Source organism: Xanthomonas vesicatoria ATCC 35937, from assembly GCF_001908725.1.
Classification (GTDB): domain Bacteria; phylum Pseudomonadota; class Gammaproteobacteria; order Xanthomonadales; family Xanthomonadaceae; genus Xanthomonas; species Xanthomonas vesicatoria.
The window spans coordinates 540,145-555,180 of sequence record NZ_CP018725.1; the positions used below are offsets into that span (position 1 = coordinate 540,145).

Annotated in this window: 14 protein-coding genes; 5 read left to right on the forward strand and 9 right to left on the reverse strand. The window is 63.7% G+C overall.

The genetic code is table 11. The features are described 5' to 3' along the window. Positions 1 to 104 precede the first annotated feature (104 nt). Genes BJD12_RS02345 through BJD12_RS02355 form a run of 3 tightly spaced genes read right to left on the reverse strand, consistent with a single transcriptional unit; the run spans position 105 to position 3,047 of the window. Entirely contained in the window at positions 105 to 1,181 is a 1,077-nt protein-coding gene (locus tag BJD12_RS02345; protein ID WP_005995415.1) for a class III poly(R)-hydroxyalkanoic acid synthase subunit PhaC, read from the reverse strand. Then, positions 1,178 to 2,377, reverse strand: coding sequence for a class III poly(R)-hydroxyalkanoic acid synthase subunit PhaE (gene phaE, locus BJD12_RS02350; RefSeq protein ID WP_005995414.1), 1,200 nt, complete (start codon positions 2,375 to 2,377; stop codon positions 1,178 to 1,180). Before phaE ends, BJD12_RS02345 begins: the two co-directional genes overlap by 4 nt. Before the next feature lie 55 nt (positions 2,378 to 2,432). Then, positions 2,433 to 3,047 carry a CDP-alcohol phosphatidyltransferase family protein gene (locus BJD12_RS02355; RefSeq protein WP_042828364.1) on the reverse strand — a complete coding sequence of 205 codons (615 nt, stop codon included), beginning with the start codon at positions 3,045 to 3,047 and terminating at the stop codon, positions 2,433 to 2,435. 131 nt (positions 3,048 to 3,178) lie between these two features. Between BJD12_RS02355 and BJD12_RS02360 the strand changes: the two genes are divergently transcribed. Continuing rightward, the gene (locus BJD12_RS02360) at positions 3,179 to 3,937 is read left to right on the forward strand and encodes a 3-hydroxybutyrate dehydrogenase (protein WP_005995412.1); all 759 of its coding nucleotides are present in this window, start codon (positions 3,179 to 3,181) and stop codon (positions 3,935 to 3,937) included. 237 nt (positions 3,938 to 4,174) lie between these two features. Here the strand turns inward: BJD12_RS02360 and BJD12_RS02365 are convergent, their stop codons facing one another. The 3 genes from BJD12_RS02365 to ppsR form a co-directional block, all read right to left on the reverse strand. Beyond that, on the reverse strand, positions 4,175 to 4,663 hold the full coding sequence (locus BJD12_RS02365; RefSeq protein ID WP_005995411.1) for an NUDIX hydrolase: 489 nt from the start codon (positions 4,661 to 4,663) through the stop codon (positions 4,175 to 4,177). Between the two features lie 216 nt (positions 4,664 to 4,879). Further along, positions 4,880 to 5,389 (reverse strand): DUF1249 domain-containing protein, encoded by a 510-nt coding sequence (locus BJD12_RS02370; protein ID WP_005995410.1) that lies wholly within the window; start codon positions 5,387 to 5,389, stop codon positions 4,880 to 4,882. Between the two features lie 199 nt (positions 5,390 to 5,588). Then, the gene (gene ppsR / locus BJD12_RS02375) at positions 5,589 to 6,410 is read right to left on the reverse strand and encodes a posphoenolpyruvate synthetase regulatory kinase/phosphorylase PpsR (RefSeq protein WP_005995409.1); all 822 of its coding nucleotides are present in this window, start codon (positions 6,408 to 6,410) and stop codon (positions 5,589 to 5,591) included. Between the two features lie 142 nt (positions 6,411 to 6,552). Here ppsR and ppsA point away from each other — a divergent pair, with 142 nt between their 5' ends. Together ppsA and BJD12_RS02385 are read left to right on the forward strand one after the other, a co-directional pair. Further along, complete coding sequence (gene ppsA / locus BJD12_RS02380; protein WP_005995407.1) at positions 6,553 to 8,931, forward strand: phosphoenolpyruvate synthase; 2,379 nt, start codon at positions 6,553 to 6,555, stop codon at positions 8,929 to 8,931. Then, positions 8,931 to 9,896 (forward strand): mechanosensitive ion channel family protein, encoded by a 966-nt coding sequence (locus BJD12_RS02385; RefSeq protein ID WP_005995405.1) that lies wholly within the window; start codon positions 8,931 to 8,933, stop codon positions 9,894 to 9,896. The genes ppsA and BJD12_RS02385 overlap by 1 nt, the downstream gene beginning before the upstream one ends. 157 nt (positions 9,897 to 10,053) lie before the next feature. Here the strand turns inward: BJD12_RS02385 and orn are convergent, their stop codons facing one another. The 3 genes from orn to mntR form a co-directional block, all read right to left on the reverse strand. Then, entirely contained in the window at positions 10,054 to 10,638 is a 585-nt protein-coding gene (gene orn, locus BJD12_RS02390; RefSeq protein ID WP_005995404.1) for an oligoribonuclease, read from the reverse strand. A gap of 71 nt (positions 10,639 to 10,709) precedes the next feature. Then, a complete protein-coding gene (tadA, locus tag BJD12_RS02395) occupies positions 10,710 to 11,165 on the reverse strand; it encodes a tRNA adenosine(34) deaminase TadA (protein ID WP_206501087.1) in 456 nt (151 codons plus the stop codon). A 56-nt stretch (positions 11,166 to 11,221) separates the two neighbouring features. Continuing rightward, the gene (mntR, locus tag BJD12_RS02400; RefSeq protein WP_039424111.1) at positions 11,222 to 11,689 is read right to left on the reverse strand and encodes a manganese-binding transcriptional regulator MntR; all 468 of its coding nucleotides are present in this window, start codon (positions 11,687 to 11,689) and stop codon (positions 11,222 to 11,224) included. 145 nt (positions 11,690 to 11,834) lie between these two features. On the opposite strand from mntR, the gene BJD12_RS02405 reads away from it, so the two are divergent. Together BJD12_RS02405 and BJD12_RS02410 are read left to right on the forward strand one after the other, a co-directional pair. Further along, a complete protein-coding gene (locus BJD12_RS02405) occupies positions 11,835 to 13,169 on the forward strand; it encodes an Nramp family divalent metal transporter (RefSeq protein ID WP_005995399.1) in 1,335 nt (444 codons plus the stop codon). Between the two features lie 521 nt (positions 13,170 to 13,690). Next, positions 13,691 to 14,515, forward strand: a complete 825-nt coding sequence (locus BJD12_RS02410; protein ID WP_005995398.1) for an alpha/beta fold hydrolase — start codon at positions 13,691 to 13,693, stop codon at positions 14,513 to 14,515. Positions 14,516 to 15,036 lie beyond the last annotated feature (521 nt).

The window sequence follows — 15,036 nt, forward strand, 5'->3', positions numbered from 1 at the left end:
GCTCCTTGAAACGTAGCAAGCAGTCTAAAAAGCCGTTTGGCAGCGGGCCGTGATGGACGACGGCGTGCGACCGCATGCAGATCTGCGCGGTTGCGGGCAACGCATCAGGCGCTGCGGTCGCGCTCTTGCAACCAGCGATGGATTGCCCCCGGCACCTCGCGCTGGGCACGTCCGGATACGTAGATCCCGATATGCCCACCGCGGAAACTCAGTTCGCTGTAATCGTCGCTGCCAACCAGCTCACGCAACGCGCGCGAGGCATCCGGCGGCACCAGATGATCGTGTTCGGCATAGATGTTGAGCACCGGCATGTCGACGTCCTGCAAGTCCACCGCTTGCCCGCCGATGCTCACCTGACCGGTGACCAGCCCATTGCGCTGGTAGAACAACGTCACGAATTCGCGGAACGCTTCGCCCGCCAGATCCGGCGAATCGAAGATCCACTTTTCCATCCGCAAGAAGTCTTCCAGCGCCTGCTTGTCGTCGAGGATGTCCAGCAAGCCGACGTACTTCTGCAGGTTGAGCCGGAACGGCTTGAGCATCAGGTAACTGGCATTCATCAGATCCGCCGGCACGTTGCCCATGGTGTCCACGAACAGATCCACATCGACCATGCGCGCCCAGTTAGACAGCATGTTGTCTGGGGTGTGGAAATCCACCGGTGTGACCATGGTGATCAGATTGCGCACCTTGTGCCGTTGCAGCGCGGCGTAGCATAGGGAGAAAGTGCCGCCCTGGCAAATGCCGAGCACGTCCACCGCATCCAACCCCGATTGCGCACGCAGGTGATCCACTGCGCCGTCGATATAGCGCAGCAGATAATCCTCGAGCGTGAGATAGCGCTCGGAGCGATCCGGGTAACCCCAGTCCAACACGTAGACATCCTGGCCGTGACTCAGCAGGCCCTTGACCAGCGATCGATCGGCCTGCAAGTCCACCATGTACGGACGATTGACCAGCGCATACACGATCAACAGCGGCGTCTTGGCCACCGGCGCCTGCTCGCCGACAAAGCGATACAACACCACCTTGCCATCGCGCCAGATTTCTTCGCGTTCGGTCACGCCGTAGTCGACGTCCTCCACACCCGGCAACAGCTTCAGGCCTTCGCGCAGCTTGCGTTGCAGCGAGAGGGTTTCCTGCATCAGGTCTTCGGCGCTGAATCCCAATGGCCCTTTCATGCCTTGGCTCCACGTGGTGTGCGTGCAGCCGGCTTACCGCCGGACGCCTTGCTGGACGAGGGTTTGGATGCAGCTTTCGCTGTGGCGGGCTTTTTCACCGCGGATGGTGCAGGCGCGGTTTTCTTGTTCGCAGAGTTTTGGGCCGCGGTCTTTTTTACTGCACCGGCTGCAACAGCCGGCTTGCGCGCAGCGGCAGGCGCCGCCGCACGCTGGGGCGCGGCCTGCGGATCAGCTGTGGTGTCTTCGGCGGGCGTGCCAGCCGCCTTGGTGCTGGTGCTGGTGCCGGCGGCGGTGCGCAGCATCCGTCGCACCGCGCGTTCCAGTTCTGCGATACGGCGATGCGCGGCATCCATCTCCGAGCGTGTCGGCATCCCGAAGCGCTCGCTGAGCTGTTCCACCTCTTCCTGCAAGGCCGCGCGCAAGCGCATATGTGCGTTGGCAAAGCCGCCGTATACGTCACGAAACCGATCCGACAACGCCACATCGGCATAGGATTCTTCGGCCGCCTCGATCCACAGATCGAACAAAGCGCGCGCGCTGGTCAACTGGCTGCCGCTGCTTTCGTGCTCGCTCAACTTGGTGGTGAAGCGGGTAAAGGCCTGCTCGATCGCTGCCTTGAGTTGCTCGCCGTAGGCCTGCGACTGCGCTTGATAGTCTTGTTGCGCGCGCGCCAACTTCTGTAGGCGCGCCTGATGATTGCGATTCAGGCCGAAGGCCGGCATGTCCAGCCACGGCGCGTTTTCTTCGCGCCATTTGCCGAGCGTCTGCGCCGCCTCCTGCAGCCAGGGGTCGAAGCCGCCCGGGCTGCCGCCGCGCAGCGAGCCCAGCGTCCACTGCATCAGCTGTTCGCCCTGCCCCTGCACGGCGCGCCGCCAGGCATCGCAGACTTCGCTGGCGGAGGTATCGCGGCCGGCGAACTGCCCGGCCACCTGCTGCATGGTGCCGAACCAGCCTCCAGCCTGGGTGCGGAAGCGGTCGATGGCTTCCTGCGCCTGCGGTGCGGCCTGAGTGGGCAGCAGCTGCGACCACCAGTCCACCGCCTTGCGCCAGTCCTGCGGAGCGTCGCTGCCGGCTGCTGGCGGAGGCTGCCGGCCGGGTCCAGACTGGCCGTGGCGCATGGCGTCTCCCCAGGCGGCCCAATACTGGCGCGCCTTGTCGTCGACACTGCCGTTGTCCGAACCACTGCTTGCCATCATGCCCTCCTGTGACGATCCACCGAGCCATCCTACCGCGTGTGACCAGGTGTGCCGCTCAGGGTTTGGGGATCCGCAAGGTCTTGCTGATCATCAGTGAGCCGGAGAAGGCGAACAGCAGCACCAACGGGTGGAACTGCCACGGTCCCAGCTGCCACTGCCCCCACCATAGGGCTTGCCCGATATGGCCGCTGCTGGCGGCAACCGCGAGCAGGATCACCAGCACCAGGCTGGTCGGAATCGGCGTGCCTTCGAAGTACGGCACCTTGTCGGCCTCGCCGGCGATCTCTTCGGCAGTCACGTTGTAGCGGGCCAGCCGGCTCACGCCGCAGCAGACGAAGTAGCTCAGCACCAGCCAGTCCCAACCGCCACGCATGCCGCAGGCGTAGCCCAGCGCCGCCGGCGCCACGCCGAAGGAGATCACGTCCGCCAGCGAATCCAACTCGCGGCCCAGGGTGGAGGATGCCTTGCGCCAACGCGCGACATGGCCGTCCAATGCGTCGAAGACGAACGCCAGCGGAATCAGCGCCATGCCCAGCAGGAGATCGCCACGGTGCCCTTCCTGCAGGAACCGCATTGCCGCGAACACCGCCCCGGTCCCGCAGAAGGCGTTGGCCAGCGTGAACCAGTCCGCAAGTTGGAAATCGCGCAGCATCGAAAAATGGCGTTTCATGCGGAACCTGATCAGAGCGAGGCGCAAAGGGTAACGCGCGCGCGTCACGCAGGCGACCGTTTCACCGTCCTCCGCTAGGCTGGCGATCAGCGTGGCCGCTCCCGGCCGCGCATCATAGTGAGGGACACCCGATGCGCAGCATCCTGATCACCGGCGCGGGCAGCGGCATTGGCGCCGGCATCGCCACCCATCTGGCAAGCGACGGCCACCATCTGCTGGTCAGCGACCTGGACCAGGCCGCTGCAGCGCACACGGCACAGCGCATACGCAACGCCGGTGGCTCGGCCGAGGCTCTGGTGCTGGATGTCACTGACGACCACAGCATTACGCACGCGTTGGCCAGCGTCTCGCGCCCGCCGCAGGTGCTGGTGAACAACGCCGGCTTGCAACAGGTCGCCGCGTTGGAAGACTTCCCGATACCGCGTTGGGCGCTGCTGGTCGAGGTCATGCTGACCGGCGCGGCGCGACTCAGCCGTGCCGTGCTGCCGGGCATGCGCGCGGCAGGCTATGGGCGCATCGTCAATATCGGCAGCATCCATTCGCTGGTCGCCAGCCCCTACAAGAGCGCGTATGTGGCCGCCAAGCATGGCCTGGTGGGGCTGGCCAAGGTGATCGCGCTGGAAACCGCCGACTGCGACATCACCGTCAACACGCTCTGCCCCAGCTATGTGCGCACGCCGCTGGTGGAGCGCCAGATCGCCGATCAGGCGCGCACGCGTGGCATTGCGGAAGAGGCGGTGATCCGCGATGTGATGCTCAAGCCGATGCCCAAGGGCGCCTTCATCGAGTACGACGAGCTGGCCGGCACGGTGGCGTTCCTGATGTCGCATGCGGCACGCAATATCACCGGGCAATCCATCGCCATCGATGGCGGCTGGACCGCCCAATAAACGCACTGGCGAAATTTTGACCAGGCGGCGCAAACGCGTTGCCCCCAAGGCGCCTGCGCACTTGTCCACAGACTTGCGCAGCGTCCATCCACAGGGCATGTGGAAAACTGTGCGGCGAGTCGCGGCCTGGTAGAGGCGACGATCACCGGCGGCATCGGTGAACCCGGTATGTGCGAGCGCGTGCGCCACTCGATCGGAATGCGGCGGCCGCGGTGCAAACAGCCAACACGCAGCCGATCAGACGCGCGAATAGCTCCACGATTGCATGCGCCCGTCGCGATACGGCATCACGCCATGGAACGGGCGCGGGTCGCCATCGAACACCAGCGGCAGAAAATTGCGGTCGCCCTCCCACATCGGCACCTGATCCATCTGCGCCAGGGGCACCCACTCCAGCGTGCCTTCGGGGTTGGAGGCCTGCGGCGTGCCGTCGAAGCTGCAGATCAGGAAGACGAAACCCAGCCAATCCTCGCCCTGCTTGCCGAACCCGGGCCAGCTGATGGTGCCGCGCAATTGCATGTCGCCACACTCGACGCCGGCTTCTTCGCGGATCTCGCGGCGCATGCAGGCCAACACATCTTCGTCCGGCTCCACCTTGCCGCCGAGTCCGTTGTACTTGCCCAGGTGCTGATCGCCGGGGCGCGCATTGCGGTGGATCATCAGCACCTGCGTGCCGTCCGGCGACAGCAGATAGCCAAGCGTGGCGACAATCGGGGTATAGGGCATGGTGCGCGATCCGCAGCGAAGCGCATCAGTATGACCGATGCCATGTCTCCCGCGTCACGCAAGCGTCGCACAGGTGCGATGGCACAGCGGCGCGGGTGCATTGGCTGCGCGGTGCGCCAGGGCGTGAGCCAGTCTCGACCCGCTTCGATGACCCGTCCGTTTCCAGCCAACAGCCGCGCTCGCTGATGGCGAGCACGTGTCTTCGGTTGATTGTGCTTAACCCACAACTGCCTGCGAGCTGGGCCGCGGCGGCGCAACGTAGTCGGTATCCAGCCGCAACGTGGCAACACCATGGCCGCGTTCGGCCAGGTATTCCAGCCACTTGCCCAGGAACGTGTTCATGCGCATGCGGTGGCTGATCAGCTCGGCCGGCGGCGGAAACATCCCCATCACATCCTGCCAGCGGCGGCCCACGTAGCAATGCGTGGTCTCTGCCTGGCGGGCATCGCGGTACAGACGCACATACGCAGATGGATCCGGCTCACCGGTCACCGGGTCGCACAGGTCGTAGGTCAGGCGCAGTTCGACGGTGTAACGATGGCATTCGATCACGTCCAGCCGCAGGTTCAGCCCGTCGCCGATCGACGACACATACGACCCAGGCGCCAGATCGGCCGGCGCGAACAGCCGGGTGAGATGCTGGAAGTTTTCTGCATACAACCCCATCAGCCAGCCGAACCGGCTCAGACGGGGGATGATTTCGAGTTTGCTCAATGCTTGGGCCATGCACCGATCCTACACGCTGCGCTGCCGCACGGGCAGCATTGACGAGGGCCCAGTAGCAGGCCAACCTTGACGGAGCACTGCCCCGCCCGCTTGTTTCCCCCGAAGCTTGCCAGCACATCCCAGTGCATAAGACGGTCCAGCGTCGTGAATCCGCAACGCGCTTTCCCAATCCCGCATCCCCCCCATCCCGATCCCCGCCTCAGAACATTTCCCGCTGCAGCCCCAGGGTCGACAACACCTTGCTGGAAATTTCTTCGATCGAGGTGTTGGTGGTACTGAGCGTTGGGATGCGCTCCATCTGGAACATGCGCTCGGCGGTTGCCACCTCGCGTCGGCAGGTCTCTGCCGCGCTGTAGCGCGAATTGGCACGCCGCTCCTGACGAATCTGCTGCAGACGCTCCGGGTCGATGGTCAGGCCGAACAATTTGTTGCGGTAGTTGCGCAAACGCGGCGGCAGCCGTTCGTTCTCCAGATCTTCTTCGGTCAGCGGATAGTTGGCGGCGCGGATGCCGTAATGCAAGGCCAGATAGATGCACGTGGGCGTCTTGCCCGCCCGCGACACCGCCACCAGGATCACGTCGGCCTCGTCATAGTTGAGCGCAATGCCATCGTCGTGGCTCAGCGCGAAATTCATCGCATTGATGCGGCGGTGATAGGTCTCGAAGTCGACCATGCCGTGCGCGCGACCCACACGTGAGTGGCGCGGCGCATTGAGCTCGCGCTCCAGCGGCTCGATGAAGGGCGCAAACACATCCAGCATCAGCGCGCCGCTTTCAGCCAGGATCATGCTCAACTGCGGATCGACGCAGGAATTGACCACCACCGGGCGCACCTGGTACCGCTCACCGGCAGCGCGCACCCGCATCGCGGCATCGCGCGCTTTTTCTGCATCATCAATGAACGACATGCGGTCGGTGACGAAGTTGAATCCACTGAACTGGGTGAGCAGGCTATGCCCAATCGTTTCAGCGGTGATACCGGTTCCATCGGAGACGTAAAACACCGGCCGGATTGTTGACATCAAGACCACCTCTTTGAACTGGTGTCCAAAAGTTACGGGTTCATGCTTGTGCAGGTTCCGCTGTGCACTGCATCATAGCGGCTTCTTCCTACGGTCGCGGCCATTCAGCCCGCTCGGGCGATGGCCTTACGGAGCATCGCGCTTGAACGAGAATATCCTGTGGTTGCATGAGCTACGCCTGGTCGATCTGGCCCGCGTAGGCGGTAAAAATTCCTCGCTCGGCGAGATGATCGGCAACTTGGCCGGGCTGGGCGTTTCGGTTCCCGGTGGATATGCGACCACTGCCGAAGCTTTCAAGGACTTCATCGCGCACAACGATCTGTCCAAGCGCATTTTCGACAAGCTCGCAACGCTGGACGTCGAGGACGTCACCGCACTCACCGCGGCCGGCAAGGAAATTCGTGGCTGGGTGATCGATGCTCCGCTGCAGCCGGAACTGGACCGCGATATCCGTACTGCCTATGAGCAGTTGTGCGCGGAGAATGGCGGCGGCGAAGTCGCCGTGGCTGTGCGTTCTTCTGCCACTGCGGAAGACCTCCCGGATGCCTCGTTTGCGGGCCAGCAGGAAACCTTCCTCAACGTGACCGGCGCCGACGATGTCGTGCACAAGGTCAAGGAAGTATTTGCCAGCCTCTACAACGACCGCGCGATCGCCTACCGCGTGCACCATGGCTTCAAGCACGAAGACGTGTTCCTGTCGGCCGGCGTGCAGTTGATGGTGCGCTCGGGCGTCGGTGCGGCCGGCGTGCTGTTCACGCTGGACACCGAATCGGGCTTCCGCGATGTGGTGTTCGTCACCTCCAGCTTCGGCCTGGGCGAGATGGTCGTGCAGGGCGCGGTCAACCCGGACGAGTTCTACGTCTACAAGCCCACCCTCAACGCAGGCAAGCCGGCGATCCTGCGTCGCTCGCTCGGCAGCAAGGCGATCCGCATGGTGTATTCGGATGTGCCCGGCGAGCGCGTGCGCACCGAAGACACCCCGGTGGAACTGCGCAACACGTTCTCGATCAGCGATGAAGATGTGCAGGAGCTTTCCAAGCAGGCGCTGGTGATCGAAAAGCATTACGGCCGCCCGATGGATATCGAGTGGGCCAAGGACGGTGTGAGCGGCAAGTTGTTCATCGTGCAGGCGCGCCCGGAAACGGTGAAGTCGCGCAGCCACGCCACCCAGATCGAGCGCTTCTCGCTGGAGGCCAAGGACGCCAAGATCCTGGTCGAAGGCCGCGCGGTCGGCGCCAAGATCGGCAGCGGCGTGGCACGCGTGGTGCGCTCCCTGGACGACATGAACCGCGTACAGGCCGGCGACGTGTTGATTGCGGACATGACCGACCCCGATTGGGAGCCGGTGATGAAGCGTGCATCGGCGATCGTCACCAACCGTGGCGGCCGTACCTGCCACGCGGCGATCATCGCGCGCGAACTCGGCGTGCCGGCCGTGGTCGGGTCGGGCAACGCCACCGACATGATCAGCGACGGGCAGGAAGTGACGGTGAGCTGCGCCGAAGGCGATACCGGCTTCATCTACGACGGCCTGCTGCCGTTCGAGCGCACCACCACCGATCTGGGCAACATGCCGCCTGCCCCGCTCAAGATCATGATGAACGTGGCCAACCCGGAACGCGCCTTCGACTTCGGCCAGCTGCCCAATGCGGGTATCGGCCTGGCGCGCCTCGAGATGATCATCGCCGCGCATATCGGCATCCATCCGAACGCGCTGCTGGAATACGACAAGCAGGACGCCGACGTCCGCAAGAAGATCGACGCCAAGATTGCCGGCTACGGCGACCCGGTCAGCTTCTATGTGAACCGTCTGGCCGAAGGCATTGCCACGCTGACCGCGTCGGTGGCACCGAACACCGTGATCGTGCGCTTGTCGGACTTCAAGTCCAACGAGTACGCCAACCTGATCGGTGGCTCGCGTTACGAGCCGCATGAAGAGAACCCGATGATCGGCTTCCGCGGCGCTAGCCGTTACGTCGACCCGTCCTTCACCAAGGCGTTCTCGCTGGAGTGCAAGGCGGTGCTGAAGGTGCGTAACGAGATGGGCCTGGACAACCTCTGGGTGATGATCCCGTTCGTGCGCACGCTGGAAGAAGGCCGCAAGGTGATCGAGGTGCTGGAGCAGAATGGGCTCAAGCAAGGCGAGAACGGCCTGAAGATCATCATGATGTGCGAGCTGCCGTCCAACGCGCTGCTGGCCGACGAATTCCTGGAAATCTTCGACGGCTTCTCGATCGGCTCCAACGACCTGACCCAGCTGACCCTGGGCCTGGACCGCGATTCGTCGATCGTGGCGCACCTGTTTGACGAGCGGAATCCGGCGGTCAAGAAGCTGCTGTCGATGGCGATCAAGTCCGCGCGCGCCAAGGGCAAGTACGTGGGCATCTGCGGCCAGGGGCCGTCGGATCACCCGGAACTGGCCGAGTGGTTGATGCAGGAAGGCATCGAGTCGGTGTCGCTGAATCCTGACACCGTGGTCGATACCTGGCTGCGTCTGGCCAAGTTGAAGAGCGAGAGTTGATGGGGATGCTGGGTGCGATGTTGGCGGCGGCTGCGGGAGCGGTTGCCGCAAAACCGGTGGCCGCCAAGGCGGCCGAGCCGGCGTTCAACTGGGCCAACATCCCGTGGGCGCAATACGCGCTCAACTGGGGATTGGCCCTGCTGATCGTGGTGGTCGGCATGTGGCTGGCCAAGCAACTCAGTCAGTGGCTGCACCGTGCGCTGACCCGCGCGCGCGTCGAGATCACGCTGACCAACTTCCTGCGCAATGTGTTGTATGCGTTGTTGTTGGTGCTGGTCTTCGTCACTGCGTTGAGCAAGATCGGCGTGCCGCCGACCTCGCTGATCGCGGTACTGGGTGCGGCCGGCCTGGCCGTCGGCCTGGCCTTGAAGGACTCGCTGTCCAATATCGCTGCAGGCGTGATGCTGATCGTGCTGCGGCCGATGCGCGATGGCGACCATGTCGTGATCGCAGGCCAGGAAGGCATCGTGGACGAAATCCGCATCTTCCAGACCCGCCTGCGTACCTTCGACGAACGCATGATCACCCTGCCCAATAGCACCATCACCACTTCGCCGATCGTCAACTACAGCACCCTGCCCAACCGTCGCCTGGAAGTAACCGTGGGCGTGGGTTACCAGGACGATCTGAAAAAAGCCCAGCAGTTGCTGTTGCAGATCGCCAAGGACAATCCGAACATCCTGGATTCGCCCGCACCGTTCGTGCAGGTGACCAACCTGGGCGAAAGCACGGTCGATCTGATGTTGTTCGCTTATGCCACCAATGGCAATTTTGGCGCAGCCAAGAGCACCACGCTGGAGCAGATCCGCAACCAGCTGCTGGAAAACGGGCTCAACATTCCGTATCCGCAGCGCGACCTGCATGTGTATCACCACGATGCGGATGGCAAGCCGATCTCTGATCTATTGCGCAAAGGCATCGCCGACGATGGCGACCTGAGCAAAGGGCCGCCGTTGGCACGTTGAAGGTCTGCGTCACCTGTAAAACGCAAAAGGCCGCATCGAAAGATGCGGCCTTTTATGTTTACTCACTGCGTGCTGCGATGTTCCTGCGAGTGCGACGGCTGCCTTGGCGTTGGCGCGGCGATTCGCAGCGCGCCAGACGCATCGCCGTTCTGCAGGATCACCCCTGCGCGCCGGCCTCGGTATCGCCGCCCAGCGCACCCATGAACTGGCGGTAATGGCGCAGCTCGTCGATGGAATCGCGTACATCGCTGAGCGCCGTGTGCGCCGAGCTCTTGGCAAACCCGTTGGCGACCGTCGGTGCCCAGCGCCGCGCCAGCTCCTTGATGGTGGACACATCGAGATTGCGGTAGTGGAAATAACGCTCCAGGCGCGACATCTGGCGGTGCAGGAAGCGGCGATCCTGGCAGATCGAGTTGCCACACATCGGCGAAGCACCGGCGCGGATCCATTCGCCCAAAAACGCCACCGTCTGCGCCTCGGCCTGGGCGTGGGTGACCTGGCTGTCGAGCACGCGCTGCCACAGGCCCGAACGCCGGTGCTGGTTGCGGTTCCATTCGTCCATGGCTTCCAGCGTGGCCAGCGGATGGGCGATGGCCAGTTCCGGCCCTTCGGCAAGCACGTTCAACTGGGCATCGGTCACGATGGTGGCGATCTCGATGATCGAATCGCGATCGGTATCCAGGCCGGTCATTTCCAGATCGATCCAGATCAGTCGGTCGTTGCCCGCAACGTTGTCTGCCATATCACCGTCCTGTGGAGGCCGTTACCGGCCGGGGTGCTGAAAGGGCGCGCATCATACCGCGGCCGTGCCGCTCAGGGCACGAGCGGCGGCTTGCCGCGCTTGGCGCGAAAGTAATTGGTCAGCCGCAGGCTTGCCTCTGCCGCCAGCACGCCGCCTGCCACGTGCACGCGATGGTTGTGCCGCGGGTCGGCCAGCAGGTCGAAGACACTGCCGCAGGCACCGGTCTTGGGGTCGCTGGCGGCGAACACCACGCGTGCAATGCGTGCATGAATCATCGCCATGGCGCACATCGCGCAAGGCTCCAGCGTGACGTACAGGGTGCAGCCGATCAGGCGGTGATTGGCGAGACGACGTCCGCCCTCGCGCATGGCCATGATCTCGGCATGTGCGCTGGGGTCGTGACTGGCAATGTTGTAGTTCCAGCCCTCGCCCAGTACCTGGCCCTCGGCATCGATCAGCACTGCCCCGACCGGGATTTCGTCATAGTCGCGCTCGGCACGTTCGGCCAGTTGCAGGGCGTGTTGCATCCAATGCGTATCGATGGCCGCCTGCGGCGCATCGACCAGCGGTGCGGCCGGCACACTCACTTCGCCAGGCCGCCCTGGCGATCGAGAAACGCGGCGAACGCGGCAACGGTGGCCTCGCTGACATGGTGTTCGATGCCCTCCGCATCGCGGCGTGCGGTGGCTTCGTCGATGCCCAGCGCAAGCAGGAAGCGCTCCACGATCTGATGCCGCTGGCGACTGGAGGCCGCCAACGCTTCCCCGGCCGGAGTCAGGAACACCCCGCGGTAGGGGCGCTGCACCACCCAGCCGTCGCGCACCAGGCGCTTGAGCATCTTGGCTACGGTGGGCTGGGCCACGCCCAGGCGCGCGGCGATATCGACCTGGCGCGCTTCGCCGCCATCGACCAATAGATCGGAGATCAGCTCCACATAGTCCTCGACCAGCTCTGCGCGACGCGCTTCGCGCACCTGGCGGAAGCTCTCCATATGCACCTGTGCATCGATCAGGGACGGTGTCGCCGCCTCCAGCTTTTCGCTCTTGCCCACCCGCATCCTCTTCGTCGCGTCCGGCGTCGGTGCCGGGGTGCGTAGTGTGAAGCACGCGGCCGATCAATACGATTGAGTTTGCCAATGCTCAATAGCATAGCACTTGCTATATCATCCGGATAACCACCCTCGCTGCCTGCCTTGCATGTCCGCCGACACTCTTCCCCCTGCGCGTTCTCCCGCCCCTACGAACGGAGGGCTGGGCGACCATCACGCCAGCGTAGCCGTGCCCAAGACCGGCCATTGGTGGTTCCGGTTGCTGGCTTTCCTTGGCCCGGGCTACATGGTCTCGGTGGGCTACATGGACCCAGGCAACTGGGCGACCGATCTGGCCGGCGGCTCGCAGTTCGGCTACCTGCTGCTGTCGGTGATCCTGCTGTCCAATGTCATGGCGATCGTGTTGCAGAGCCTGTCGGCGCGGCTGGGCATCGCCACCGGCCTGGATTTGGCGCAGGCCTGCCGGGCGCGTTATCCACGAGGCGTGAACCTGGCGCTGTGGGGACTGTGCGAGTTGGCGATCATCGCCTGCGATCTTGCCGAAGTGATCGGCACCGCGATCGCATTGAAGTTGTTGCTCGGCATTCCGCTGACCGTGGGCGCGATCATCACCGCGATCGATGTGGTGCTAGTGCTGTTGCTGATGAATCGCGGCTTCCGTGCACTGGAAGCATTTGTAATGGCGTTGCTGCTGATCATCTTCGTCTGCTTCGGCATCCAGATCGCCCTGGCGGCACCGCCGATCGCCGCTGTGCTGGGTGGGTTCATCCCGCGTGCGCAAGTGGTCACCGATCCACAGGTACTGTATCTGGCCATCGGCATCATCGGCGCCACCGTGATGCCGCATAACCTGTATCTGCATTCGTCGATCGTGCAGACGCGCGCCTACCCGCGCACTGACGATGGACGTCGCTCTGCGCTGCGCTGGGCAGTGACCGACAGCACCGTGGCGCTGATGTTCGCGTTGTTCATCAACGCGTCGATCCTGATCCTGGCGGCGGCGGTGTTCCATGCGCAGGGCCGTACCGACGTGCAGGAGATCGAACAGGCGCATGCCCTGCTTGCGCCGATGCTGGGTGTGGGGTTGGCCTCGACCTTGTTTGCGATCGCCCTGCTCGCCTCCGGCGTCAACTCGACGGTCACCGCGACGCTGGCCGGGCAGATCGTGATGGAAGGCTTCCTGCAATTGCGCCTGCCGCCGTGGCTGCGCCGCCTGCTCACCCGTGGCATTGCCATCGTGCCCGTCGTCGTGGTGACCTGGTTGTACGGCGAGGCCGGCACCGCGCGGCTCTTGGTGCTGAGCCAGGTGGTGCTGTCGATGCAATTGCCGTTTGCGGTGATTCCGTTAGTACGCTTCGTCTCGGACCGCACCCTGATGGGTGCGCTGGTGGCACCGGCCTGGCTGGTTCGCCTGGCCTGGGTGATTGCGGCGGTGATCGTTGTCTTGAACGCCAAGCTGCTATGGGACACCGCACTGCACTGAGCATCGGGCAATGTGCCAGGTCGGTGAGATGCGGCATCGTCGGTGTTGCAGAGCCCGGCATCTGTGCACGGCGTAGCGATCGCACAGCGCCGCAGGTTGTCTATTGCCTCTGCATTTGTGGCCGATCCACGACGCGGCATCGCTTACAGCAAGCGATCTGATCCGCAGTGTTGCGGGAGAATCCTGTAGAGCGCACGCAGATGCAATCTGCGATGCCATGCAGACGGTTTACTGCGCGCATGCACCGGCACCTCGGTAGCTTGCATCACTCAGCGTGGCGCGGGTCTGCGCAGGCAGGATGTGCATGCGTCGGGCAACCGCCGGGCTGCATGCCTCTCGCCCCAGGAGTGTTTATGGATCCGTTCGAGGCGTCTCCGGCCGATGCCGGACGCCGCAATTTTCTCATCGGCGGCACGGTCGCCGTGGCAGCGTTCTCGTTGCCTGCGTTCGCCTCCGCCGCATCTCCCGCACGTGTCCCCTCAGTTAACCCACCCCACTCTTCCACTCACGGAGTCAACCCGATGTCCAATTTCGTCAAACGCCCCGACGGCGCCAATATCTTCTACAAGGATTGGGGCAAGGGCCAGCCGGTCGTGTTCGCACACGGTTGGCCGCTCAGCGCCGATGCCTGGGACCCGCAAATGCTGTTCATGGGGCAACATGGCTATCGCGTGATCGCGCACGACCGCCGCAGCCATGGCCGTTCGTCGCAGACCTGGGACGGTAACGACATGGACACCTATGCCGACGACCTGGCTGCAGTGCTCGACGCGCTGGATTTGAAGGACGCGATCCTGGTGGGCCATTCCACCGGCGGCGGCGAAGTGGCGCATTACGTTGGCCGCCACGGCAGCAAGCGCGTGGCCAAGGTAGTACTGGTGGGTGCGGTGCCGCCGCAGATGGTCAAGAGCCCCACCAATCCGGGCGGCCTGCCGCTGAGCGTATTCGATGGCATTCGCGATGGCGTTGCCAAGGACCGTTCGCAGTTCTATCAAGACCTGACCACGCCGTTCTTCGGCGCCAACCGCGACGGCAACAAGGTCACGCAGGGCATGCGCGATGCGTTCTGGCTGCAGGGCATGCTGGGCGGCCACAAGGGACAGTACGACTGCATCAAGGAATTCTCCGAGGTCGATTACACCGCCGACCTGAAGAAGATCGACGTGCCGGCGCTGGTGGTGCATGGCGACGACGACCAGATCGTGCCGATCGACGCATCGGGCAAGTTGTCGGCCAAAATCATCAAGAACGCCGAACTGAAGATCTACGCTGGCGCACCGCACGGGTTGACCATCACCCACGCCGATCAGTTCAACAAGGATCTGCTGGCATTTGCCAAAGCCTGATTGGGCTTGAATGGATTGGGAAAAAGGCCGGCTCGCGAGAGTCGGCCTTTTTGTATCTTGATGATGGTGATGCTGTATCTAGAAGCAGCGGAAAAAATAGCGTGGGCAGCCGTCAGATGAGTGCAGATGGCTTGCTCGGAATCGCAGGGTACGGGTGGCGCATGCCGCCTCGAACAGGAGGCGCGGCCGCATAGCGGTGAGCGTCGTAGCTTCGTTAGCAATTGCCAGGCGCTGTCGAAACTTGGTTGATCGAGGGCGCGGCCCCCTCACCACGCCAGATCGTTTACTGTTTTTTGCTGAAGAGCGAAACCACCGCGTTGTGCGGTTAGGCGTTGCTGGTTGCTGTACTGAAACCCTGGGCACCGATCAACTCGCCTGGTCCTTGCCCGCCCACCGTCGCGGGACTCTTGGCGGCATGGATGCCGCCACGGAGCGTACAGGGACGTACTTGGAGCAGGTTCTGCGATGGTGGGCGGGCAAGGGTCCTGCAGAAATGTGCAGCGTCGAGGGCGCGGTGCCCT

Bases quoted from the DNA above. Each gene is read 5' to 3' on its own strand.
- BJD12_RS02345 (WP_005995415.1), bottom strand. From the start codon at position 1,181: ATGAAAGGGCCATTGGGATTCAGCGCCGAAGACCTGATGCAGGAAACC.
- phaE (WP_005995414.1), bottom strand. From the start codon at position 2,377: ATGATGGCAAGCAGTGGTTCGGACAACGGCAGTGTCGACGACAAGGCG.
- BJD12_RS02355 (WP_042828364.1), bottom strand. From the start codon at position 3,047: ATGAAACGCCATTTTTCGATGCTGCGCGATTTCCAACTTGCGGACTGG.
- BJD12_RS02360 (WP_005995412.1), top strand. From the start codon at position 3,179: ATGCGCAGCATCCTGATCACCGGCGCGGGCAGCGGCATTGGCGCCGGC.
- BJD12_RS02365 (WP_005995411.1), bottom strand. From the start codon at position 4,663: ATGCCCTATACCCCGATTGTCGCCACGCTTGGCTATCTGCTGTCGCCG.
- BJD12_RS02370 (WP_005995410.1), bottom strand. From the start codon at position 5,389: ATGGCCCAAGCATTGAGCAAACTCGAAATCATCCCCCGTCTGAGCCGG.
- ppsR (WP_005995409.1), bottom strand. From the start codon at position 6,410: ATGTCAACAATCCGGCCGGTGTTTTACGTCTCCGATGGAACCGGTATC.
- BJD12_RS02385 (WP_005995405.1), top strand. From the start codon at position 8,931: ATGGGGATGCTGGGTGCGATGTTGGCGGCGGCTGCGGGAGCGGTTGCC.
- orn (WP_005995404.1), bottom strand. From the start codon at position 10,638: ATGGCAGACAACGTTGCGGGCAACGACCGACTGATCTGGATCGATCTG.
- tadA (WP_206501087.1), bottom strand. From the start codon at position 11,165: ATGCAACACGCCCTGCAACTGGCCGAACGTGCCGAGCGCGACTATGAC.
- BJD12_RS02405 (WP_005995399.1), top strand. From the start codon at position 11,835: ATGTCCGCCGACACTCTTCCCCCTGCGCGTTCTCCCGCCCCTACGAAC.
- BJD12_RS02410 (WP_005995398.1), top strand. From the start codon at position 13,691: ATGTCCAATTTCGTCAAACGCCCCGACGGCGCCAATATCTTCTACAAG.